Below are 22,361 nucleotides of genomic sequence, written 5' to 3' on the forward strand. Positions count from 1 at the left end.
GCGCCGGATACGTTGCCGGGCATGAACACCGTCAAGGCGAACGGCATCACCCTCGCGTACCGAGCCTGGGGCCCTGAGGACGCCGCGCCCGTACTGCTGCTGCACTGCCGGGGTGCCGACGGCCCGGACTGGACCGGGATCGCGGAGCGGCTTGCCGCGGGGGCGTGTCCCCGTCGGGTGTACGCCCCCGACCTGCGGGGGCACGGGCGGAGCGACTGGCCCGGCGAGGTGGCGGGGGCGTACACGTACGAGGCGATGCGTGACGACATCCTCGGCTTCCTGGCGGCGCTCGGCATCGGCCGCGCCGACGTCGTCGGCCACTCGCTGGGCGGTGTCGTCGCCTGTCTGCTCGCGCAGGAAGCGCCCGACGTCGTACGGCGTCTGGTCCTGGAGGACGTACCCGCGCCGATTCCCCTCGATCCGCCCAGGCCGCCCGCCGACGCCCCGGGCACCGATCTGCCGTTCGACTGGGCCATGCTGCGGGCCACCGACGAACAGCGGAACACCCCCGACCCCCTGTGGTGGGACCACATGGGGCGGATCACCATGCCCACGCTGCTCATCGGTGGCGGCCCCACCAGCCTTGTCCCGCAGGAGGAGGTCGCCATGCTCGACTCAGTGATCCCCGCCTCCCGGCTGGTGACCGTCGGCGGTGGTCATCTGGTGCACGAGGCGAAGCCGGCGGAGTTCCTGGCCGTCCTGGTGCCCTTCCTCGACGCGCCGGACATCACTTCGCGAACGCCGTCATGAAGCGGTCCCGGAACTTGTCCATGCCCCACTTGGGCGCGTCGTCGGCGGGCTTGAGGCCCTCGGTCCAGTTCCAGTCGGCCACGCGGTCCAGGACCTTGGGGTCCTTGGCGACGATCGTGATCGGCACGTCCATGTTGGCGGAGCCCTTCGTGACCGTCGGGACGGGCTGGTGGTCGCCGAGGAAGACGAGGACCGTGTTCTCGTCGCCGTAGCGCTGCATCCACTGGGTCAGGCTGTCCAAGGAGTACTGGATGGCCTTGCGGTACTCGGTGCGCACCCGCTCCCCGCTCTTCCAGACCTCGCTCGGGTTCGTGCCCTCCTTCTTGATCTGCTCGAAGACCGAACCGTCGCCGAGCTCGTCCCAGTCGATGGTGTGGGCGATCGGCGACCAGGGGTTGTGGCTGGAGGCCAGGATGATCTCCGCCATGATCGGGTCGCGGTCCTTCTTGCCGTGCTCCAGCTTCTGGAAGGCCTCCAGGCTGAACTGGTCCGGCACCGGCGTCCAGCTGAAGTACGGACCCTTGTAGCCGAGGTGCGTGGAGTCGTAGATGTGGTCGAGGCCGAAGTACTTGCCCTCGGGCCAGGACTTGCGCACACCCGGCACGATGCCGACCGTGCGCCAGTCACCCGTCTTCTGGAAGTAGCTGGTGAGGGTGGCGCGGTCGCTGTTGGTGAGGTTCAGGTACCGCTGCTGGTTCTTGACCCACAGCCCGGACAGGAACGTCGAGTGGGCCATCCAGCTGCCGGCGCCCGTCACGGGGGAGGTGAGCCATCCGCTGCGCGAGGCGAAGCCGGCCGACTTGAGCCTCGCGTCGCCCTCCTTGAGCGTCGCGTCGATCTCCGGTGCCATCGCCGGGTCGTCGATCGCCACCCGGCCGTAGCTCTCGACGAAGGTGAACAGGACGTCCTTGCCGCGCAGTCCGGTCAGCAGCTGGTCGGGAGGGGTGGCGGCGAAGGCGTCGACGGCGGACTGCTTCTCGAAGACCTCGGCGTCCCCCAGCCCGTTGCGCACGTTCTGGACCCGGTTGGCGACGAACACGCTGTAGCCGTTGGTGGCGAAGGTGACCCCGCCGAACTGCACGCCGAGATTGAAGCAGGTGACCCACAGGGTTCCGACGACAAGTGTGGCGAGAACCGCCCTGGGGCGATGCCGGGACATGACGTTCGTCAACCGCACCACCGCGAGCGTGCACAGCACGAGGACCGCGATGAACAGGACGATCACCCCGATGATCGCGAGCACCTCGCCCGTGCGCCCGAACGACTCCCTGAGCCAGTCCGTCGCGTTACCCACCATGATCCAGTCGAAGACCAGGTCGAACGGCCGGGCCAGGGTCTGGCGGAACGCCATGTCCATGAACTTCAGGAGCGTGGACAGCCCGAGGAACATCCCGCAGAGCACCGCCGCGACCCTGCGGACCTTCGGGGGCAGCATCAACAGGACGGCCGCGAGGACGATCGCCTCGACGGGGAGCCGGAGGAACGACCCGAGGTGCATGTGATCGAGCCGGGCGGGGGAGACCAGCGCGACCACCACCAGAACTCCGGCCAGCACGCTCGTCCCCACGGACACCCCACGGGCCGTACGGGGACAGCGGCGGCGCCAGCCGAACCAGCCGGGGCGGGGGGAGTCGGGTACGTCCGGGGAGACGGGCTCATCCACCTCCCGGGCGGACGGAGTCTCCGCTACGACCTCCTCCGTCACCCCTTCCTCCCTCGCACCCCCACCATCCGCGTCTCCCTCGCCCCCAGCGGTACCCGGCAGTTGGCGTGAGCGAGTGAAGAGCGACACTCGGTGGTCCTTCCGTGCGGTCTTGCTGTGACGTGCGGTCCTGCCGCGAGGGCATGACGAACAGGGCCCGGTGACCGAGCCTGCCACCACCAGTACGGTCGCACGTCACCTTCGGTTCAATCGCACCCGGGACCGGAATCGGCACTCACCCGTCCGCCGCCACCGCCACCTTCTGCGCCCACCGATAGTCCGCCTTGCCGCTCGGGGACCGGCGAATGGAGTCCGCCAGGACCAGCTGGCGGGGGACCTTGTATCCCGCGAGCCGTGACCGGCAGTGCGTCTGGAGCTCGTCCAGGGACATCTGCCCCGCCCCCTCGCGCAACTGCACCACGGCCGCCACATGGTGCCCCCACTTGACGTCCGGCACTCCGGCGACGAGCGCGTCGTACACGTCCGGATGGGCCTTGAGCGCCTGCTCGACCTCCTCCGGGTACACCTTCTCGCCGCCCGTGTTGATGCACTGCGAACCCCGCCCGAGGACGGTGACGACCCCCTCCTCGTCCACGGTGGCCATGTCGCCGAGCAGCACCCACCGCTCGCCGTCCTTCTCGAAGAAGGTCTCGGCGGTTTTCCGCGGGTCGTTGTAGTAGCCGAGCGGCACATGGCCGCACTGGGCGACCCGCCCCACCTCGCCCACGGCCACCGGCTCGTGGGTGGCCGGATCGACCACCTGGGTACGGGAGTTGACCCGGACGCGGAAGCCCCGCTCGGGCCCCGAGTCCTCCGTCGCCGTCCCGTTGAAGCCGGACTCGGAGGAGCCGAAGTTGTCGAGCAGCATGGCGTTCGGGACGAGCGCCCGGAACTGCCGGCTCACCGTGTCCGACATGATCGCGCCCGACGAGGACACGCTGAACACCGACGACATGTCGGTGCCCTTCATCGGCCCCTCCAAAGCGTCGATGAGCGGCCGCAGCATCGCGTCGCCCACCAGCGACATCGCGCTGACCTTCTCCTCCTCGACGGTCCGCAGCACCTCTTCGGGCACGAACTTGCGGTGCAGTACGACCCGTTGGCCGAAGTTGAAGCCGATGAGCGCGGTGAGCGTGGAGGTGCCGTGCATCAGCGGGGGAGTGGGGAAGAAGGTGATCCCCGCCCCGCCGGCCGCGACCCGCTCGGCGAGTTCCTCGGGCCTCTTCACCGGCTCACCGGTCGGCGCGCCACCGCCCAACCCCGAGAAGAACAGGTCCTCCTGACGCCACATCACACCCTTGGGCATCCCGGTGGTGCCGCCGGTGTAGATGATGAACTGGTCGTCGGCAGAACGTGCCGGGAACCCGCGCTCCGGTGAACCGGAAGCCTCCGCGTCGGCGAAGTCCACCGCCGACAGCCTGTCACCCGCCTTGGTGGTCCCGACCCGCACCAGGTGCCGCAGCCGCTTCGTGAGCGGACGCGCGGCAGCCACCCGGTCCGTGAACTCCGCGTCGAAGACCAGCCCCACGAGATCGGCGTCCCGGTAGAGATAGACCAACTCGTCTTCCACATAACGGTAGTTGACGTTCACCGGCACGACCCGCGCCTTCATGCACCCCAGCAGCGCCTGTACGTACTCCACACCGTTGTAGAGGTGCAGCCCGACGTGCTCGCCGGCGCGTATCCCGCTGTCGAGCAGATGGTGTCCGATGCGGTTGGCCGCCGCGTCCAGTTCCGCGTACGTCAGACGGCGCTCCGCACCCGTTCCGGGGATGTCGAGGTACGCGAGCGCCTCACGGTCCGGCACCACGTCGACGACGGACTCGAACAGATCGGCAAGGTTGTACTCCACCGGCTCCTCCTGACCGACGCGGCCTGGCTGCTGGACGGTTCGCCGGTCATCAGAGCAAAGGGCGGCGTGACTGTGAAGGGTTCGCGCGAAGAAATCTGACTGTCTGTCAGAAAACTCTTGAAGTGCATCGGCGCCTCCTGCAACCTGTTCTCGTTCCGGCAGAGGGGAGACGGGCGATGGGTGGCACGGAACACCTCAACATCCAGCGCGAGGGCGCCACACTGGTGCTCACGCTCAACAGGCCGGAGGCGAAGAACGCGCTCTCGTTGCCGATGCTGGTCGGCCTGTACGACGGCTGGGTGGAAGCGGACGCGGACGACTCGATCCGCTCGGTCGTCCTCACCGGCGCCGGCGACTCGTTCTGCGCCGGCATGGACCTCAAGGCCCTCGCGGGCAAGGACACCGGCGGCGAGCAGTACCGGGACCGGCTGAAGGCGGACCCCGACCTGCACTGGAAGGCGATGCTGCGCCACCACCGCCCGCGCAAACCCGTGATCGCGGCCGTCGAGGGCTACTGCGTCGCGGGCGGCACCGAGATGCTCCAGGGCACCGACATCCGGGTCGCCGGTGAGTCCGCGACCTTCGGTCTCTTCGAGGTCAGGCGCGGCCTGTTCCCGATCGGCGGCTCCACGGTCCGGCTGCAACGCCAGATCCCGCGCACGCACGCGCTGGAGATGTTGCTCACCGGGCGCCCGTACACCGCGCGGGAGGCCGCCGACATCGGGCTGATCGGGCACGTCGTCCCGGACGGCACAGCCCTCACCGAGGCCCTGGAGATCGCCGAACTGATCAACGGCTGCGGTCCGTTGGCGGTGGAGGCGGTCAAGGCGTCGGTGTACGAGACGGCCGAGATGACCGAGACGGAGGGGCTCGCCGCCGAGCTGAAGCGGGGGTGGCCGATCTTCGACACGGCCGATGCGAAGGAAGGTGCCCGTGCCTTCGCGGAGAAGCGGCCGCCCGTCTACAAGCGGGCGTAGCGCTGTGCCGGCTCGGACCGGTTCAGAGCTGCGGGTCCGTTGTGGCTGGTCGCGCAGTTCCCCGCGCCCCTGAAGGGGCGACTCACCACCGACCCCTTAAGGAGGCACGCGCCTATGGCCGACGTACTCAAGGCGCCGCTCGTCGTTGAATTTCCCTTCACCCGTTCCCTCAGTCCCGTCCAGAGCGCCTTCCTGACCGGTCTTCGTGAATGCGTGATCCTCGGGGTCAAGACCCGTGACGGCCGCACCCTGGTTCCGCCCGTCGAGTACGACCCCGTCACCGCCGAGGAGATCCGGGACCTCGTCCACGTCGGGCTCACCGGCACCGTCACCACCTGGGCCTGGAACCATGCACCCCGCCGAGGTCAGCCGCTGGACAGGCCCTTCGCCTGGGTTCTGGTGCAGCTCGACGGCGCCGACACCGCTCTCCTGCACGCGCTCGACGCCCCCGGCCCCGACGCCGTCCACACCGGGATGCGTGTCCGTGTCCGCTGGGCCGGGGAACGCGTCGGTGCCATCACGGACATCGCCTGCTTCGAGCCGTACGACGGTGAGGACTCCACCGTCAGGGTCCACGCGGGAGAGTTCGAGAACCCGGTCAGCGGCATCGTCGCCCAGGCCCGGCTCGACTACACCTACTCACCCGGTCGCGCCCAGACCGCCTACATCAACGCCCTCGCCGAACACCGGGCCGTGGGCGAGCGCTGTCCGTCCTGCCGCAAGGTGTACGTGCCGCCGAGGGGTGCGTGTCCCACATGTGGTGTCGCCACATCGGAACAGGTGGAAGTGGGTCCGAGCGGCACCGTCACCACCTTCTGCATCGTCAACATCAAGGCGAAGAACCTCGACATCGAAGTGCCGTACGTCTACGCCCACATCGCCCTCGACGGCGCCGATCTCGCGCTGCACGGACGCATCGGCGGAATCCCGTACGACCAGGTGCGCATGGGCCTCAGGGTCGAGCCGGTGTGGAGCGAGGGCGGCCGCTACCCGGACCACTACCGGCCGACCGGCGAACCCGACGCGGACTACGAGACCTACAAGGAGCTCCTGTGACCAGCGAAGCAGCCCCGGGGCCCCGAGACATCGCCGTCGTGGCCTTCGCCCAGTCCGACACCCTGCGCTCCACCGCGGAACTCTCCGAGGTGGAGATGCTCATGCCCATCCTGCACGACGCCCTCGCGCAGACCGGCCTGAAGACCGCCGACATCGACTTCACCTGCTCCGGTTCCTGCGACTACCTCGCCGGCCGCGCGTTCTCCTTCACCCTGGCCCTCGACGGAGTGGGCGCCTGGCCGCCCATCTCCGAGTCGCACGTCGAGATGGACGGGGCCTGGGCCCTGTACGAGGCGTGGACCAAGCTGCTGTCCGGAGACGCCGACACCGCGCTGGTGTACTCCTACGGCAAGTCCTCGCCAGGCTCCCTGCGCGATGTGCTCACCCGGCAGCTGGACCCCTACTACGTCGCCCCCCTGTGGCCCGACTCCGTCGCCCTCGCCGCCCTCCAGGCCCAGGCGCTCATCGACGCGGGTGACACGGACGAGCCCGAGCTGGCCGCGATCGGCGCCCGCAGCCGCACGACCGACAACCCACGTGCACAGCTCAAGGGCGCTGTACCGCAAGGGGATTACCTTGTACGACCGCTCCGTACCGGCGACTGCCCGCCCATCGGGGACGGGGCTGCCGCCGTTGTTCTCGCGGCGGGGGAGCGGGCCCGGGAGCTGTGCGAGCGCCCCGCCTGGATCCGTGGGATCGACCACCGGATCGAGGCCCACTCGCTCGGCGTCCGCGACCTCACCGACTCGCCCTCCACCCGCCTGGCCGCCGAAAGGGCCGGAGCATTCGAACGGCCCGTCGACACGGCCGAGTTGCACGCGCCGTTCACCTCGCAGGAGGTGGTCCTGCGCAAAGCACTGAGGCTCGACGACTCCACCAGGGTCAATCCGTCCGGCGGTGCCCTCGCCGCCAACCCGATGATGGCCGCCGGGCTCGCCCGCATCGGCGAAGCAGCCGCCCGTATCCACCGGGGCGAGTCCGACCGGGCCCTCGCCCACGCCACCTCCGGGCCCTGTCTCCAGCAGAACCTGGTCGCCGTACTCGAAGGGGATCCCCGATGAGCAAGGAGCCCGTGGCCGTCGTAGGCATCGGCCAGACCAAGCACGTCGCGGCCCGCCGGGACGTGTCGATCGCCGGGCTCGTCCGGGAGGCCGCCCAACGAGCGCTCGACGACGCCGAGTTGACCTATGCGGACATCGACGCCGTGGTGATCGGCAAGGCGCCCGACTTCTTCGAGGGCGTCATGATGCCGGAGCTGTACCTGGCCGACGCACTCGGCGCGGTGGGCAAGCCGATGCTGCGGGTGCACACCGCGGGCAGCGTCGGCGGCTCCACGGCGCTGGTCGCCGCGAACCTGGTGGCGGCCCGGGTCCACGGCACCGTTCTCACCCTGGCCTTCGAGAAGCAGTCCGAGTCCAACGCCATGTGGGGCCTGTCCCTGCCCATCCCCTTCCAGCAACCCCTGCTGGCCGGGGCCGGCGGATTCTTCGCCCCGCACGTGCGCGCGTACATGCGGCGCACCGGTGCGCCCGACACGGTCGGCTCGCTGGTGGCGTACAAGGACCGCCGCAACGCGCTCAAGAACCCGTACGCGCATCTGCACGAGCATGACATCACCCTGGAGAAGGTCCAGGCCTCGCCCATGCTCTGGGACCCGATCCGCTACTCCGAGACCTGCCCCTCCTCCGACGGCGCCTGCGCGATGGTGCTCACCGACCGGGCGGGTGCCGCACGGGCTCCCCGGCCGCCGGCCTGGATGCTGGGGGGCGCCATGCGCAGCGAGCCGACGCTCTTCGCGGGCAAGGACGCCGTGTCACCGCAGGCCGGCAAGGACTGCGCGGCCGACGTGTACCGGCAGGCCGGGATCGCCGACCCGCGCCGGGACATCGACGCCGTGGAGATGTACGTGCCGTTCTCCTGGTACGAACCGATGTGGCTGGAGAACCTGGGCTTCGCCGACGAGGGCGAGGGCTGGAAGCTCACCGAGGCCGGGGTCACCGAGTTGGACGGGGATCTGCCCGTCAACATGTCGGGCGGGGTGCTGTCCACCAACCCGATCGGCGCCTCCGGCATGATCCGCTTCGCGGAGGCCGCCCTCCAGGCACGCGGAGAGGCCGGGGAACACCAGGTGGCGGGCGCCCGGAAGGTGCTCGGGCACGCCTATGGCGGCGGATCCCAGTTCTTCTCCATGTGGCTCGTGGGGTCTGAGCCCCCTGATGCGTGAACTGACTCCTGAAAGGTCCCCCTCACGTGGCCTGTCGGCGGTCGGGGCCGATCGCTAGGCTGGCCGCGGACGACGCAATCGGGAGGAGCACGGACGTGGCCGAGACCACCATCCAGCAGCAGCCGCTCATGGGCTGGGAGAAGCCGGAGCTGGACCTGAGCAACGCCGATTGGCACTCGAGCAGCCGCGGTCTGGGGGATGTCCAGATCGCCTTCGTCGAGGGGTTCATCGCGATGCGCAACAGTGGCCGCCCGGAGAGCCCTTCCCTGATCTTCACCCCGGCGGAGTGGGGCGCGTTCGTGTCAGGGGCGCGGGAGGGAGAGTTCGACCTCACCTGAGGGTCTTTCCGGACACCGACCTTCGTACTCCGGAAGTCAGGAACCCTTGAGCAGCCTGCCGGTGATCGCGGCGGTGGACGGTTCGGACGGTATCCCCCACAGGGCGAAAGGCGTGGGAGTTGCCGCCGACACGCCCTGGTGCTGCCCGGACGCGGCGCCACTGGCCGGCTGCTGGTGCTCGGCTCCCGGGGTCGGGGCGATTTCGCCCGTCTGGTGCTCGGCTCCGGCGGCATGGCCGCCGCCCGCGACCCCCAGCGCCCAGTGCCGGGTGGTGGTCGTGCCCTGCCCCGGACACGAGGTCGACGGTCCGGCCGACGGAACCCGGCCCGCGCGTGGTCGTCGGTGTGCAGGTCGACAGCCCCGACGACGCCACCCTCGACTTCGCCTACGCCGGCCGCTCCAGAGCTGGGCCGCGGTCCCGGCGAGTTCATCCCTCCGGTGATCGACCAGGACGCAGTGGAGAACGAGCCCCGCGCCCTCGCCGACGGCTTCCTCGCCCCGCACAGCGCCCGCCCGCCGGGGTCCGGACCGAGCCGTACGTGCCCCGGGCGACGCGGTCGGCCACATCGGCGCGGCCTCCCAGGACGCCGACCTGGTCGTCGTCGGCCGTCCCCGTCCTTCAGCTACGCCAACCGGAGGCGCCACACGCTTGCCAGCCCCCTCCCCACGTGCGCTACTTCCTGAAGGATCATCACGTCACGTGAGCAAGGGGAGGGGTTGTGACCTCGAAGGCGGCCAGGCGGCGGTTCAAGAAGGCCGAACGGCTGCGGGCGTTCCGTAAGGCGCAGGGGGAGAGGCCGCGGGGCGACCGCTTCCGTTCGACTGTGGCCGCACTGACGAGCCTGGTGTTCGGCGTGGTGATGACCGGCTACGCGGGTCTGATGCTGGCGGGTGCCGTCGGACTGTCCGGGACCCCGGGGCGCTTGTACGTCGACTCGTGCGCCGTGGTGCGGACCGACGACAAGCCGACCACGCAATGCCACGGCGAACTGCTCTCGGCCGACGGTCGGTTGGTCGACACCGACGCGGTCATCCAGGCCGATGCCCGTATCGGATCCACGATCGCGGTACGCGACCAGCCGTTCGCCGGTCTCGAAACACTGGGCTTCAGGGCGATCGCCGGCTGGGCGACCCTGACGGTGATGGGCCTCTTCCTCATCGCCTTCGGGACGGTCACGGCGCTCACTTCGTACGGCCGGAGCGCCGCTTCGACGAGCGGTCCGCGGACGATACGTCGGCTCGCCGCGGCGACCGCCCTCGGCGGGCTGATCTACGGGCTCACCGTCCTGTACGAACACGTCTTCTAGCGCAGGCCGAAGTGGGTCGACACGGGCCCGCCCGGCACCCCGGAGGCGTACGCTGAGGTGCCTGTAGGTCACGGTGTGCGCTCGCTCCCCGCGCGGGTCCACCGCCGTGACGGGGGTGCGCCATGGTGCAGCGCAGTGCGCGGAGCAGAAGGACTCTCCTGGAGCGGGAGAGTGAAGCCGCGGTTGACGAGGCGTTGGCGGAACTCACCGGGCTGCGCACGGACGGCGTCGAGCCGAACGGACGTTCCCGTGGCGCCCTGCTCGCCGTCGCGGGCCGCCCCGGTATCGGCAAGACCACCCTGCTCGCCGAGGTCCGCCGCCGCGCCGCCGCCCGGGGCTGCACCGTACTCTCCGCCCGCGGCGGCGACCAGGAGCAGCGGGTCGCCTTCCATGTCGCCCGCCAGCTCCTGCAGCCGCAGTTCGCCGGGGCCGCCGAAGTCGATCTCCGGGCCCAGCTGGGCAGTTGGTACGACATCGTCGGCCCCGCGCTAGGCCTGTGCGCCCCGACCGACGGAGCCCCGCCCGACCCGCAGGGCCTGCGCGACGGACTCGACTGGGTGCTCACCCATCTCGCCGTCCTGCGCGCCCCTATGGTGCTGGTCCTGGACGACGCACACTGGGCCGATTCCGAATCCCTGCGCTGGCTGGCCGCGTTCGCGCCCCGCGCCGAACAACTCCCGCTGCTGGTAGTCGTGGCCTACCGGCCCGACGAACTCCCCGACCACGCCGAGTCGTTCAGGGCACTGCCCGGCCGGGCCGGCGGCCGCCCGCTCGATCTGGAGCCGCTCAGCGCCGTCGCCGTCGCCCGCCTCGTACGGGAGTGCGCAGAGTCGTCACCGGCCATGACGAGAACGGCAGATCGACGGTCGTCAGCGACGGCCCGATCCCGCGCAGCCGGGAGTTCACCAGCCTCCCGGGCTGGGTGTCCCGCCTGCCCTGGGCCACCGAACCGGGCGGACCGGTCAGCAGGACGGGGGAGGACCCCACACCGATACACTCGGCGCGCACGCCGACGACGCGTTCTGCCGGGAGTGCTGGGCCGTCACCGCGGGCAACCCCTTCGAGACGGTCGAGCTGACCGCCAAGGTGCGCGACCGCGGTGTCGTCCCGACCGAGGACGCGGCCCACCTGCTCCGCGATCTCGCCGCCGCCGTCAAGGGCAGCGGCCTGGTCGCGCGTCTCGAGCGCCTCGGCACCTCGACCGTCCGCTTCGCCTTGGGCCTGCGCGGTCCTCGGCACCGAGATCCATCCGCTGCTCGCCGCCGCCGTCGCCGGACTCGGCCAGGAGGAGGCCGCCGACGCGGTCGACGCCCTGCGCGGCGCCCGCATCCTCACCGGCGCCGAGACCCTGGAGTTCGTCCACCCGCTCATCGCCACCGCGGTCTACCGGGCCATCCCGGCCGGATTCCGTGTCGCGCTGCACGGCCAGGCCGCGTGGTGTGTCGTCAACGACGGACGGGGCCCCGCCGCTGCCGCCCGGCACCTCCTGGAGACCCACCCCGACGGCGACCCGTGGGTTGTCCAGCAGCTGCGTGCCGCCGCGGCCGAGACCCTGCGCTCCGGCGCCCCCGACGCCGCCCGCAGCTGTCTCGCCCGGGCCCTGCGCGAACCCCCGGCCTTCGAGGACCGGGCCATGGTCCTGTACGAACTGGGCAGCGCCTCCCTGCTCACCGAACCCGCCACCACCGTCAACCACCTGCGCGCCGCCCTCGAAGAACCCATCGCCGAACCCGACCTGCGCCACCGCATCGTCTACCGGCTCTCCCAGGTCCTCGCCCACAGCGACCGCCTCGCCGAGGCCTCGGACACCCTCGCCCGCGAGATCAGAGTCACCGGCGACGCCCGCGTCAAACTGCGCATGGTCGCCGAGCAGTTCATGTGGGACGCCTTCCGCGCCGACGAACCCGACCACCCCTCGCGCTCCCGCCGACTGACCAAGCTCGCCGACCGGCTCACCGGCCGTGACCTCACCGAGCGCTACGTCATCGGCCTGCGCACCTGGGACGCCGTCCTGCCGGCGAACCCTCCCCCACGCTCGACTTCGCTCGCGCGGGGGGACCCCCAGGTCGCCCTCCACCACGCCGAGCGCGCCCTCGCCGGCGGCCTCGGCTGGGCCGAGCCCGACCGCGGTTTCGAGGTGCCCGTCCTGGTCGCGCTCGCCTTCATGTACGCCGACCGCCCCGGCCGCACCGAGGAGCTCTTCGCCGCCGGGATCTCCGACTTCGAACGGCAGGGCTGGCGCGGCGCCCACCTCTCCTTCGCCTACACGCTCCTCGCCTACGTCCGCTTCCGGCGCGGCCGCCTCCCCGAGGCCGAGGACTTCGTCCGCGCCGGACTGCGCCTCGCCGAGCGCGTCGGTCCGGGCACCCCGGCCCACTGGTACGCGGTGGGCATCCTCATCGAGGTCCTCCTGGCGTGCGGCCGGGTCACCGAGGCCGCGCAGATCGCCGAGGGCTACTCGTTCAGGGCGCGCTTCCCGGCCGCCGTCGTCTTCCCCGACGCCCAGACCGTGCACGGCGAACTGCTGCTCGCCCGCGGCCTGGCCAAGGACGCGGCCGCCGAGCTCGCCGCAGCGGGCCGACGCCTGGAACCGCGGGGCATGCGCAACCCCGCCTGGTGCCCCTCGCAGCTCCACCTCGCCCGCGCCGAGAGCCACGACGCTCCGGAACGCGCGGTCGCCACCGCCCTCGAAGCGGTCGCCCGCGCCCGCCAGTTCGGAGCGCCCTCGGCCGTGGGCCAGGCGCTGAGGCTGGCCGCCGAGGTCTCCTCGGGCTCGGCCCGGGTGAAGCTCCTGGAGGAGTCCGTGGCCCACCTGGAACGCTCCCCGGCCGCGTACGAGCTCGCCTGCGCACTGGTGGCCCTCGGCACCGAGCTCCGCCGCACGGGCCGCGCGAGGGAAGCCGCGGAGCACCTGTACCGGGGCCTGGACACCGCCGTACAGTGCGGCGCCGACGGCCTGATCGAAACAGCGCGCGACGAACTGTCCGCGGCAGGCCTGCGCCCCCGCCGTCTGCACAGCACGGAAACGGACACGCTCACGGCACGTGAACGCACGGCGGCGAACCTGGCGGCGGACGGCCGTACGGGAGCGGAGATCGCCGAGGAGATGGGCGTGCCAGAGCCGGTGGTGGTGCGCCTGCTGTCCGCGGTCTTCCGCAAGCTGGGAACAGACCGCACCGGTTTGAGAACGGCGAGTGACCCCCTCCACTAGCCCCCACCCGCCCGCGCCCGCACGACCACGTCACCGCCCATTACCATGGGCGCATGTCGTTCCTCCGCCGCCGCAGCGCAACCCCCGCAGGCCCCGACTTCGACGTCCTGGCCATGGACCCGGGCGACTGGCCCGGCAACCTCGGCGCGGGTCTCCTGCCCGCCCCCGACGGCACCTGCCAGGGCGTCTTCCTGCGCTACGACCTCTTCGGCGGCCGCGGCCCCGCGATGATCATCGGCAATCTGCCCGAGGGCTCCCCGGCCCGCGAGGTCCCCGAGGGCGAGGTCCCCTTCGAGGTGGCGCAGCTGCTGATCGCGCTGGAGAACGACGAGGAGGTGACCGTCGTCGGCGCCGAGGACACACCGGTGATGCAGGGCGACAACCTCCTGATCGTGCGCCGCCTCAAGCTCTCCGAGAGCCGGATCTCCTGCGTCCAGTTCGACCGCAGCGACAACGTCCTGGTGACCATCGCCGCCTGGGACCGCCCGATCACGGACGACCTGTACGCCCTCCTCAAGCCGCTGCCGGCGGAGCTGTTCCAGCAGGGCTGAGCGCCCCCTCCCGGCCCTCACGAACAGCTCGCCGTAGGCTCCGGAAGGCCAGTGCCCCCGTCCTGGCCTTCCGGAGCCGCCCGCGGGCACGGTCGGTCGTCCGGCCCGGCACGGTCACACCCGGGATTTCCCCTCTCCGCCCGCCGCGACGAAGCCCCCGGGTACCGTGCAACCAGCTTTCGCGACCCGGGAGTTGTCCGGCAGCCCCCTTCCACCACTTCAGACAATTTCCCGTCCCACCGGACAGGTCCCGGTCCCGCCTTGCCCCGCCGTCTCCCGGTCCGTAGCGTGCGAGCACCGCAGCCGACCGCGCCGACCGGCATGACAGGGGAGAGTGATGGGGCGACGCGAGCGACCGCTGGACCCGACCGAGGGGCCCGTCGCCCGATTCGCCCACGAGCTGCGGAAGTTGCGGCAGGAGGCCGGCGGCCCCACCTACCGGGCCATGGCGGCCCGCGCCCACTACTCCACCGCGGCCCTCGCCCAGGCCGCCGCCGGTGACCGGCTCCCCTCCCTCCTCGCGTTCCGCCCCGACTGCGCGTACCTCGCCGTCGGCGAGGGGGCCGGCCGGGTCGTGCTCTGGGACGGCCGGCTGGGCCGACGCCTCGGGGTGCTCGCCGACCCCGAGACCGCCACCTACCAGTACGTGTCGGCGCTGGCCTTCGCCCCCGACGGCCGTACCCTCGCGGTCGCCGGCGACGAGGGCACCCTGCAGCTGTGGGACGAGGCATCCCGGCGCCGTGTCGGATCACCCCTGCCGACCCCGGGCGACACGGTCTCGGCCCTGGTCTTCGGGAGGAACGGCGACAGCCTGCACGCGATGGGGAACCACACACCGCCGCAGACCTACCCGGTCGGAGCGGACGGCGCCGCCGGCCCCGTCTGCCGACGTGCCGGTGGCGGCCTCACCCGCGACGAGTGGAGCCGCCACCTGCCGGACGTCCCGTACCGGCGAAACTGTGACTACTAGCGCCGGGCCGACGGCTTCACATCGACGTCCGCCGCCCGCACGTACGCCACCCGGTGGCCGTACTGGATCTCGTAGTACAGGTCCTGGCCCACCACGACCTTGTGCGAGTCCGTAGTGAAGGTGACCGCGTAGTAGTACTCGCCCGGCACCCTGTCACCGACCACGTACCTCTGGCCCTTGAGCACCTTGTACGGCAGCGGCGACACCGCCTGCGCCGGAATCCCCGTCGGATAGGCGGCCGCCTCCGGGTAGGCGCGCCCGTACACCGGGATGCTGTCGAGCCCCACCTTCGGCGTCACGACGAGCCCGGCGGCGCTCACCGCGGTCGGGTCGCTCTGCGGGTTCCTGAACCAGGCCTTCTGGCCCAGGTACCAGATCGCCGTCCAGTCGCCCTCGCGCCCCGCGACCGCGTACTGCTGACCGGTGGAGACCCGTGACGACAGGTCGTTGACGTCGATCGTCGGGGCCTTGCCGCGCCCGATGTCCGTGATGAGGGGAGCGCTCTCGTCGGGGGCCGAGTAGAGCCGCACCTCGCTCGAACCGTGGGACGCGCAGGGCTCGCCGCCGGTGACGCAACCCGTGTACCGCGGCCGGTTGGTGGCGTAGTCCGGACGGATCGTCACCAGGCCGCCCAGCTTGGTGGACGTGGCCTCGAACGGGTGGCCCAGCAGCTCGAAGTAGTGCCGCCAGTCCCAGTACGGGCCGGGATCCGTGTGCATGCCGGCGACGGTCGAGGTCGTCGGACCCGGCACGTTGTCGTGGCCGAGGATGTGCTGCCGGTCCAGCGGGATGCCGTACTTCGCCGAGAGGTACTTCACCAGCCGCGCCGAGGAGCGGTACATGGCCTCCGTGTACCAGGCGTCCGGATTCGCCAGGAAGCCCTCGTGCTCCAGACCGATCGACTTGGCGTTCACATACCAGTTGCCCGCGTGCCAGGCCACGTCCTTGGCCTTCACATGCTGGGCGATGTGACCGTCGGTCGAGCGCAGGGTGTAGTTCCACGACACATAGGTCGGGTCCTGCACCAGGTTGAGGACACCTTCCCAGGCGCCCTCCGTGTCATGGATGACGATGTACTTGATGCTCTGCGAGGCCGGGCGGTCGCCCAGGTCGTGGTTGCCGTAGTCGTTGTCGCCGAACTGCTCGTACGGCGCCGGGATCCACTCGCACGACACCGTTGTCGGGCACTCGGTGTCGCGCGCGCTCAGCTTCCGCAGGCCCACCTGGGCGGCGAGCTGCGCGGTGTCGGGCGTGAGTCCGGGCTGGGCCGCCAGGGCGACCTGCTGTCCGGCGTCGGTGGTGCGCTCCTCGCCGGTGCGCAGCACTTCGTACACGTCGTTCGCGTACGCCGCCGCCGTCGCGCTGTCGTCCGCGCCGGAGAAGCGGGCCACCGCGCCGTACCAGTCCGCCGGGTCCTGGCTCAGCGGCTCGCCGAGGTCCTTCTGGGCGGCCGCCAGCAGGGCGGCACCGCCGGCGATGTTCGACGCGGGGTCTTCGCGCAGCTCCTCGGCGCTGAGACCGGTCAGCTCGGCGGCCTTCGGCAGGGTCTCCAGGCGGGCCGGGACGTCGGCGCTCGCGGGCACCCTCGTCTCGGGGAGCAGGGCCGGGCGGGCGCTGTCACCGCGGGCGTCCTCGGTGCCCTCGCTGTGGTGCGGAGCCGAGGCGAGCGCGGTACGGGCGTCGGTGAGGTGCATCGGGCCGTAGCCGCCGGTCACGCTGGGCGCCCCGGCGTGACCGTCCCAGCGGGACTGGAGATAGGAGACGCCGAGGAGCACGCTCTGCGGCACGTGGTACTCGGCCGCCGCGGACGCGAAGGCCCGCTGGAGACCGGCCGAGGCGTCCTGGGCCTGCGACGGGGCCGCGCCGAGCAGGGGCAGCAGCAGGGCGGTGCCGGCCAGCGTGCCGATCACTCTCCGGGTGGCTCTGTCGGTGTCGGTGACGGATCCTCGCAATGCAGCCTCCTGGGACGATCGAGCACGACGTGTCGAGCGGGGCCGGCCGTGCGTCAGTGCTACCGGCTTGCCGACGATCCGTCAATCATGCCCAGCGACAGGGGATTCCCCATGTCAATCGAGGTGCACGGGAGTTTCGTGGCGGCGGCCGATGGGCCTGCGGGGCGTCAGTGGCGTACACCAATGTCCCGCGGAGGAGCCGTACATACGAAAGTCCGCGGTGCGCCGCTCCACAGGGCGCACCGCGGACCATCGTCCCCGTCAGCGAGTGCCGACCGCCGCGCGTACGGCCCGACGGGCCAGCTGGCAGTCGTCGTGCAGCCGCCTCAGCAGCAGCCGCTGTTCCTCGCCGGACGGCGCAGCACCCGGGTGGGCCGTGCCCGGTGCCGCCGGGGTCGTGTCGTGCATCGAACGCTGTACGGCCGTCTCGTAGGTACGGATCTCACGGGTCAGGACGAGCATCAGGTTCACCAGGAAGGCGTCCCGCGAGGCAGGGCCCGCCGACTGGGCGATCTGGCTGATCTGACGGCGGGCTACCGGGGCGTCGCCCAGCACCGACCACAGCGTCGCCAGGTCGTACCCCGGCAGGTACCAGCCCGCGTGCTCCCAGTCCACCAGCACTGGACCGGCCGGTGAGAGCAGGATGTTCGAGAGCAGTGCGTCGCCGTGGCAGAACTGGCCCATGCCCTGTCGGCCCGCGGACGCCGCGATGCCGTGCAGCAGCTTCTGGAGGTCACCCATGTCCCGGTCGGTCAGCAGACCCAGGTTGTGGTAGCGGGAGATCCGGGCCGCGTAGTCGAGCGGGGCGTCGAAGGTGCCCGCCGGCGGACGCCAGGCGTTGAGCCGGCAGACCGCGCCGAGCGCCGCTCTGATGTCGGCCCGCGGCGGAGCCTCCGCGGGATGCCGGTGCAGCGCCGCCACCCGGCCGGGCATCCGCTCGATGACCAGGGTGCAGTTGTCCGGGTCCGCCGCGATCAGGCGGGGGACGCGCACCGGAGGCCGGTGCCGGACGAACGAGCGGTAGGCGGCTATCTCGTGCCGGATCCGCTCGGCCCATACCGGGGAGTGGTCGAGTAAACACTTGGCGACGGCCGTGCTGCGTCCCGTCGTACCGACCAGGAGCACGGAGCGTCCGCTGCGGCGCAGCACCTGCACCGGGGCGAACTCCGGGCAGATCCGGTGCACCGACGCGATCGCCGTGCGCAGCTGGGCGCCCTGGGGGCCGGACAAGTCGAGTCTCCCGCTTAGCGGTTGGGTGCCGAGCCCCGATACGCGCCGCGTCCTGCCCGTACCCGGTACGGGGGCCGTCGGCCGCGCGGGGTCGAGGTAGGGGCCGCCGCCCGCCGGGCGGAGAATCGGCGACCGGGGCGGGGCGGACACGGAGGACGATGCTGCGTACATGGGCGAGACAGATCCCTTCGTGTGCCTGCTGTGCCTGAGAACCACACGCGCTACCCGGCCCGGCCCGTCAGGTGCACCCTGGGGAATGTCCGTCGGTGACCGGGTCGGGGTGGCGCGTTCCTACCTGACACCAGATGTGCAGTGGCACACCATCTGGCGCACCCTGGCGAACCCTGGCGAATAGTCCCGGAGCAACTGACACGGGGCTACTGTCAACTCAGCCGAGAACCTGGGGGCTTGACGTGAGCGGACAACCCAACACCCGACTTTCGGACCTGTTCGGCCTGGCCGGCTGGTCCAAGGGTGAACTCGCGAGGCTGGTCAATCGGCAGGCGGCGGCCATGGGCCACCCCCAGCTCTCGACCGACACCTCGCGGGTGCGGCGGTGGATCGACATGGGAGAGATCCCGCGCGATCCGGTGCCGCGAGTGCTGGCAGCTCTGTTCACCGAGCGTCTCGGCCGTGTCGTGACCATCGAGGACCTCGGTCTGGTCCGGCACGGGCGTACGGGGAAACGGCAGGACGGCGGGAGTGCGGAACATCCCGACGGCGTGCCGTGGGCGCCCGAGCGGACCGCGGCGGTCCTCACCGAATTCACGGGAATGGACCTCATGCTCAACCGACGCGGCTTGGTGGGTGCGGGTGTCGCGCTCACCGCAGGCTCCGCACTAAGCAGCGCCATGCACGACTGGCTGCACACCGATCCGGCCCTCACCGCCGATGCCCCCCAGTTCGACGACCCCCTGCACGCCGACCCCGCTGGGTTCGACCGTTACGAGGCCGCCCCCATCGGGTCGCAGGAGATCGAGGAACTGGAGCGCTCGGTCGAGGTGTTCCGGGCCTGGGACGCGGCCCGCGGCGGCGGCCTGCAGCGCAAGGCGGTCGTGGGCCAGCTCAACGAGGTGGGCGGCATGCTCGCCTACCGGCACCCCGACCATCTCCAGCGGCGCCTGTGGGGCGTCGCCGCCAACCTCGCCGTCCTCGCGGGCTGGATGTCCCACGACGTCGGCCTCGAACCCACGGCCCAGAAGTACTTCGTGATCGCCGCCCATGCCGCGCGAGAGGGGGGTGACCGGCCCCGGGCCGGCGAGGCGCTCTCCCGCGCGGCCCGCCAGATGGTGCACCTGGGCCGGCCCGACGACGCGCTCGACCTGATGAAGCTCGCCCAGACCGGCTCCGGCGAACAGGTGCTGCCCCGCACCAGGGCGATGCTCTACACCATCGAGGCCTGGGCGCAGGCCTCCATGGGCAAGGGCCAGGCCATGCGCCGTACCCTCGGCCAGGCGGAGGACCTCTTCGTCTCGGACCGCAGCGACGTGCCGCCGCCGAGCTGGATGCAGACCTTCAAGGAAGAGGATCTGTACGGAATGCAGGCCCTGGCCTACCGCACGCTGGCGGAGCATGAGCCGGGTGCGGCCGCGCATGCCCAGCACTACGCGGAGAAGGCCCTCGCCCTGCGGGTCGACGGTCGCCAGCGGTCGAAGATCTTCGACTTCCTGTCCATGGCGTCGGCCTGCTTCATCGCCGACGACCCCGAACAGGCGGACCGGTACGCCCGGTTGGCGCTGGTGTCGATGGGCTCCAACTCCTCCCACCGCACCTGGGACCGGCTGCGCCAGATGTACCGGCTCACCGCCGAGTACTCCAGCTACCCGAAGATCAACGAACTGCGCGAGGAGATCAGGCTGGCGCTGCCGAAGCCGAAGGGAAGGGGTGGCAACAGCACACAGGCGTGAGCGTGTGCTGACGTGTGTGATGACGTCAGGCTTGTTATGAAGTCACCTTGGCGATGAGCACACAGGCGTCGTCCTCGCGCTCGGTCTCACCGAACTCCTCCATGACCATCCGCACACAGTCCTGCGCGGTGCGCGCCCCGCCGAAACGGGGGGCCAGGTCGAGGAGCCGGTTCACAGCAGCAGTGCTGCCGCGCCCGGGCACCAGGCCGTCCGTGTGCAGCAGGAGCAGGTCGCCCGGTTCGAGGGTCTCCTCGGCCTGCGCGTACACCGCTCCGGAGGTCGCGCCGAGGAGCACGCCGTCGGGTGGGTTCAGCCTGCGCCCCGTCCCGCCTCGAAAGAGCAGCGGGGCGGGGTGGCCGGCCTGTGCCCAGACCAGGGTGCGGGAGGCGGGGTGGTAGCGGCAGCACACGGCGCTGCCGAGGGCCGGCTGCACGGTGGCGTCGAGCAACTGGTTGAGGAGGGCCATCAGTTGACCGGGCTGCGTGCCCGCCATCGCCATGCCGCGTACGGCGCCGAGCAGGGTCGCCATGCCCGAGGTGACCGCGACACCGTGACCGGTGAGATCGCCGACGCTGAGCAGGGTGTCGCCGTCGGCCAGTTCCAGCGCGTCGTACCAGTCGCCGCCGATCAGCGCACTCGTGGCGGACGGCAGAAGGTGCGCAGCCAGATCCAGGGTCTCGGTGCCTCGGTGCGGGAGCCGCAGGGAGCCACGCCACGGCGGCAGCACAGCCTCCTGCAGCTCGACCGCGAGCCGGTGCTCGCTCTGCGCACGCTGACGGTGGCGTTGTAACGAGTCACGGGTCTCGCTCACCGCCCGCTCGCTGCGGCGCAGTTCGCTGACGTCCCGCAGTACGGCCCACATCGAGGCAGTGCTGCCGTCGGCGTCGAGCACGGGCTCGCCCATCATGTGGACGGTGCGCACCTCGCCGTCCGGGCGTACGACACGGAACTCCCCGTCGATGCGCTGGGCGTCCACGAGGCAGTCGGTGACCATGGCGGTCAGCCTCGGTCGGTCCTCGTCGAGGACCAGGGACGGAAGCTCGTCGAGGGTGAGCGGGGGAGTGTCGCGGTCGCGGCCCAGGATCTGGAACAGCTCCCCGGACCAACTCGCCTCGTCCGTAAGGAGGTTCCACTCCGCACTGCCGACCCGGCTGAGCAACGAGCCGCGCCGGGGAGCGGGCGGCGCGGTTCGCGCGGCGGACTCCGCCCCGGGTGCCGAGGGGATGGGGGCCGGGCCGTCCCTCAGTTGCGCCAAGTGCTCGTCGAGATCGCTGAGTTGGTGCATCGCGAGGTCGTACAGCGCGCGCTGCCAGCGCTCCTGGGGGTCCGAACCGTCGCCGGGCGCATCCCGTCGTACGGCGTCCACGTCGCCCTTGAGCCGCCGCGCCTGCGATATGAGCGCATCGACCGAGCCGCGTCGTGGCGGCTGGGCGGCGGGGCGGTCCGCGGAGAGGTGGGACGGCATGACGCACTCCGATGCGGGGACGGTTCGACCAAGGCGGGGCGGAGGGACCGTTACGACTGTTGCACAGGCCGCGACGCGCTGTAAGGGATTCGGCAACACACGATTCGGTGGTGCTTCTGGCATATGCCACAGTCTTCACAGGGCGGTCGTACAGGGCGTCTTGTCTACGCCGTTCGGTGGCTCAAGTCGTAGGCGGGGTACGTGACTTGACGGGTCGATGGGGTGGTTGGCCCGGTGTTCATTTATGTGTTCGACGAGCCTGTGTTCTAGGAGAGTTTGGCATAGGCGGATCAGGCTGTGCCAGGGGGCGCGGCTCGGGGTGGTTTCGGGGAGTTCGGGCCCGTTGGTGAGGTGCCGCGACGGTATGTGTGACGCAGGTCACATGGATTCACTCCCGCTCAGGCGTAATGCAAAGGGTCTCTTCGAGCTCGTAAGAACATGGACACGACCTTCGAGCAGCCCGCCCACGCCCGACTCGTCACCGCGGAGCACCAGGAACTGCCCGTACCCGCCACACTGCGGTACAGCTCCGCCGATCCGCTGGCCGTGTGCGTCGATTTCCCGCCCGAAGTGGCCCTGGACGGGCAGAGGGTGACCTGGACCTTCGCCCGCGCTCTGCTGGAGGAGGGGCTGTGCGGACCGGCCGGCGGCGGGGACGTGCACATCTGGCCGTGCGGCCGGGACACCACGGTCGTGGAGTTCCACTCGCCCTACGGACTGGCTCTCCTCCAGTTCCACACGCCCACCCTGCGCGGCTTCCTGCTGAGCACCTACGCCGTGGTCGGCGCGGGGGACGAGGACCTCGGCGAGGCCGTCGAGCGAGGGCTCAGTGCGCTGTTCGGGAGCGTCTGAGCGGGGGCGGCGTGTCG

18 protein-coding genes and 3 pseudogenes are annotated in these 22,361 nt (G+C 71.1%); 14 read left to right on the top strand and 7 right to left on the bottom strand.

The annotated features are described in order from the left end of the window. Positions 1 to 21: 21 nt before the first annotated feature. Positions 22 to 750: an alpha/beta hydrolase gene (locus tag AB0D34_RS02530; RefSeq protein ID WP_362655281.1), complete on the top strand. Its 729-nt coding sequence runs from the start codon at positions 22 to 24 to the stop codon at positions 748 to 750. Here the strand turns inward: AB0D34_RS02530 and AB0D34_RS02535 are convergent. Both AB0D34_RS02535 and AB0D34_RS02540 read right to left on the bottom strand, forming a co-directional pair. Continuing rightward, positions 728 to 2,413, bottom strand: coding sequence for a sulfatase (locus tag AB0D34_RS02535; protein ID WP_362655404.1), 1,686 nt, complete (start codon positions 2,411 to 2,413; stop codon positions 728 to 730). The two genes, AB0D34_RS02530 and AB0D34_RS02535, sit on opposite strands and share 23 nt — an antisense overlap. A gap of 274 nt (positions 2,414 to 2,687) precedes the next feature. Then, entirely contained in the window at positions 2,688 to 4,304 is a 1,617-nt protein-coding gene (locus AB0D34_RS02540; protein ID WP_362655284.1) for an acyl-CoA synthetase, read from the bottom strand. A 176-nt stretch (positions 4,305 to 4,480) separates the two neighbouring features. On the opposite strand from AB0D34_RS02540, the gene AB0D34_RS02545 reads away from it, so the two are divergent. The 7 genes and pseudogenes from AB0D34_RS02545 to AB0D34_RS02575 all read left to right on the top strand — a co-directional run bounded on the left by AB0D34_RS02545 (position 4,481) and on the right by AB0D34_RS02575 (position 10,206). Next, complete coding sequence (locus tag AB0D34_RS02545) at positions 4,481 to 5,281, top strand: crotonase/enoyl-CoA hydratase family protein (RefSeq protein WP_362655287.1); 801 nt, start codon at positions 4,481 to 4,483, stop codon at positions 5,279 to 5,281. 114 nt (positions 5,282 to 5,395) lie between these two features. Next, entirely contained in the window at positions 5,396 to 6,337 is a 942-nt protein-coding gene (locus AB0D34_RS02550) for an OB-fold domain-containing protein (protein ID WP_362655290.1), read from the top strand. After that, on the top strand, positions 6,334 to 7,398 hold the full coding sequence (locus tag AB0D34_RS02555) for a thiolase domain-containing protein (protein WP_362655293.1): 1,065 nt from the start codon (positions 6,334 to 6,336) through the stop codon (positions 7,396 to 7,398). Before AB0D34_RS02550 ends, AB0D34_RS02555 begins: the two co-directional genes overlap by 4 nt. Next, the gene (locus AB0D34_RS02560) at positions 7,395 to 8,561 is read left to right on the top strand and encodes a thiolase domain-containing protein (protein WP_362655296.1); all 1,167 of its coding nucleotides are present in this window, start codon (positions 7,395 to 7,397) and stop codon (positions 8,559 to 8,561) included. The genes AB0D34_RS02555 and AB0D34_RS02560 overlap by 4 nt, the downstream gene beginning before the upstream one ends. A 95-nt stretch (positions 8,562 to 8,656) precedes the next feature. Further along, positions 8,657 to 8,899 carry a DUF397 domain-containing protein gene (locus tag AB0D34_RS02565; protein ID WP_007379863.1) on the top strand — a complete coding sequence of 81 codons (243 nt, stop codon included), beginning with the start codon at positions 8,657 to 8,659 and terminating at the stop codon, positions 8,897 to 8,899. A gap of 138 nt (positions 8,900 to 9,037) precedes the next feature. Beyond that, positions 9,038 to 9,680, top strand: a pseudogene (locus tag AB0D34_RS02570) (hypothetical protein); the annotation flags it as partial. Next, complete coding sequence (locus AB0D34_RS02575; RefSeq protein WP_362655407.1) at positions 9,619 to 10,206, top strand: hypothetical protein; 588 nt, start codon at positions 9,619 to 9,621, stop codon at positions 10,204 to 10,206. The pseudogene AB0D34_RS02570 and the gene AB0D34_RS02575, both read left to right, overlap by 62 nt. A gap of 68 nt (positions 10,207 to 10,274) precedes the next feature. Here AB0D34_RS02575 and AB0D34_RS02580 read toward each other — a convergent pair whose 3' ends face one another. Next, positions 10,275 to 10,598: a hypothetical protein gene (locus tag AB0D34_RS02580; protein ID WP_362655299.1), complete on the bottom strand. Its 324-nt coding sequence runs from the start codon at positions 10,596 to 10,598 to the stop codon at positions 10,275 to 10,277. Here AB0D34_RS02580 and AB0D34_RS02585 point away from each other — a divergent pair. Continuing rightward, positions 10,491 to 11,027 (top strand): annotated as a pseudogene (locus tag AB0D34_RS02585) (ATP-binding protein); the annotation flags it as partial. The gene AB0D34_RS02580 and the pseudogene AB0D34_RS02585 overlap by 108 nt on opposite strands. Here AB0D34_RS02585 and AB0D34_RS02590 read toward each other — a convergent pair. Then, positions 10,993 to 11,193 carry a hypothetical protein gene (locus tag AB0D34_RS02590; RefSeq protein WP_362655302.1) on the bottom strand — a complete coding sequence of 67 codons (201 nt, stop codon included), beginning with the start codon at positions 11,191 to 11,193 and terminating at the stop codon, positions 10,993 to 10,995. The pseudogene AB0D34_RS02585 and the gene AB0D34_RS02590 overlap by 35 nt on opposite strands. 3 nt (positions 11,194 to 11,196) lie before the next feature. On the opposite strand from AB0D34_RS02590, the pseudogene AB0D34_RS02595 reads away from it, so the two are divergent. The 3 genes and pseudogenes from AB0D34_RS02595 to AB0D34_RS02605 all read left to right on the top strand — a co-directional run. Continuing rightward, positions 11,197 to 13,417 (top strand): annotated as a pseudogene (locus AB0D34_RS02595) (ATP-binding protein); the annotation flags it as partial. 53 nt (positions 13,418 to 13,470) lie between these two features. Next, complete coding sequence (locus AB0D34_RS02600; RefSeq protein ID WP_362655305.1) at positions 13,471 to 13,968, top strand: hypothetical protein; 498 nt, start codon at positions 13,471 to 13,473, stop codon at positions 13,966 to 13,968. 337 nt (positions 13,969 to 14,305) lie between these two features. Then, the gene (locus AB0D34_RS02605; protein WP_362655308.1) at positions 14,306 to 14,938 is read left to right on the top strand and encodes a hypothetical protein; all 633 of its coding nucleotides are present in this window, start codon (positions 14,306 to 14,308) and stop codon (positions 14,936 to 14,938) included. On the opposite strand, the gene AB0D34_RS02610 is transcribed toward AB0D34_RS02605, so the two are convergent. Next, entirely contained in the window at positions 14,935 to 16,890 is a 1,956-nt protein-coding gene (locus AB0D34_RS02610) for a peptidoglycan recognition family protein (RefSeq protein ID WP_362655311.1), read from the bottom strand. The two genes, AB0D34_RS02605 and AB0D34_RS02610, sit on opposite strands and share 4 nt — an antisense overlap. 261 nt (positions 16,891 to 17,151) lie before the next feature. Next, a complete protein-coding gene (locus AB0D34_RS02615) occupies positions 17,152 to 18,291 on the bottom strand; it encodes an aminoglycoside phosphotransferase family protein (protein WP_362655314.1) in 1,140 nt (379 codons plus the stop codon). Positions 18,292 to 18,533: 242 nt separating this feature from the next. Between AB0D34_RS02615 and AB0D34_RS02620 the strand changes: the two genes are divergently transcribed. Next, positions 18,534 to 20,027 (top strand): hypothetical protein, encoded by a 1,494-nt coding sequence (locus tag AB0D34_RS02620; protein WP_362655317.1) that lies wholly within the window; start codon positions 18,534 to 18,536, stop codon positions 20,025 to 20,027. A gap of 34 nt (positions 20,028 to 20,061) precedes the next feature. On the opposite strand, the gene AB0D34_RS02625 is transcribed toward AB0D34_RS02620, so the two are convergent. Beyond that, positions 20,062 to 21,492 (bottom strand): SpoIIE family protein phosphatase, encoded by a 1,431-nt coding sequence (locus AB0D34_RS02625; protein WP_362655320.1) that lies wholly within the window; start codon positions 21,490 to 21,492, stop codon positions 20,062 to 20,064. 438 nt (positions 21,493 to 21,930) lie between these two features. On the opposite strand from AB0D34_RS02625, the gene AB0D34_RS02630 reads away from it, so the two are divergent. After that, positions 21,931 to 22,344: an SsgA family sporulation/cell division regulator gene (locus AB0D34_RS02630; RefSeq protein ID WP_362655323.1), complete on the top strand. Its 414-nt coding sequence runs from the start codon at positions 21,931 to 21,933 to the stop codon at positions 22,342 to 22,344. The last annotated feature ends 17 nt before the right edge of the window (positions 22,345 to 22,361 follow it).

It is taken from the genome of Streptomyces sp. NPDC048420 (assembly GCF_040651535.1).
Lineage (GTDB): Bacteria > Actinomycetota > Actinomycetes > Streptomycetales > Streptomycetaceae > Streptomyces.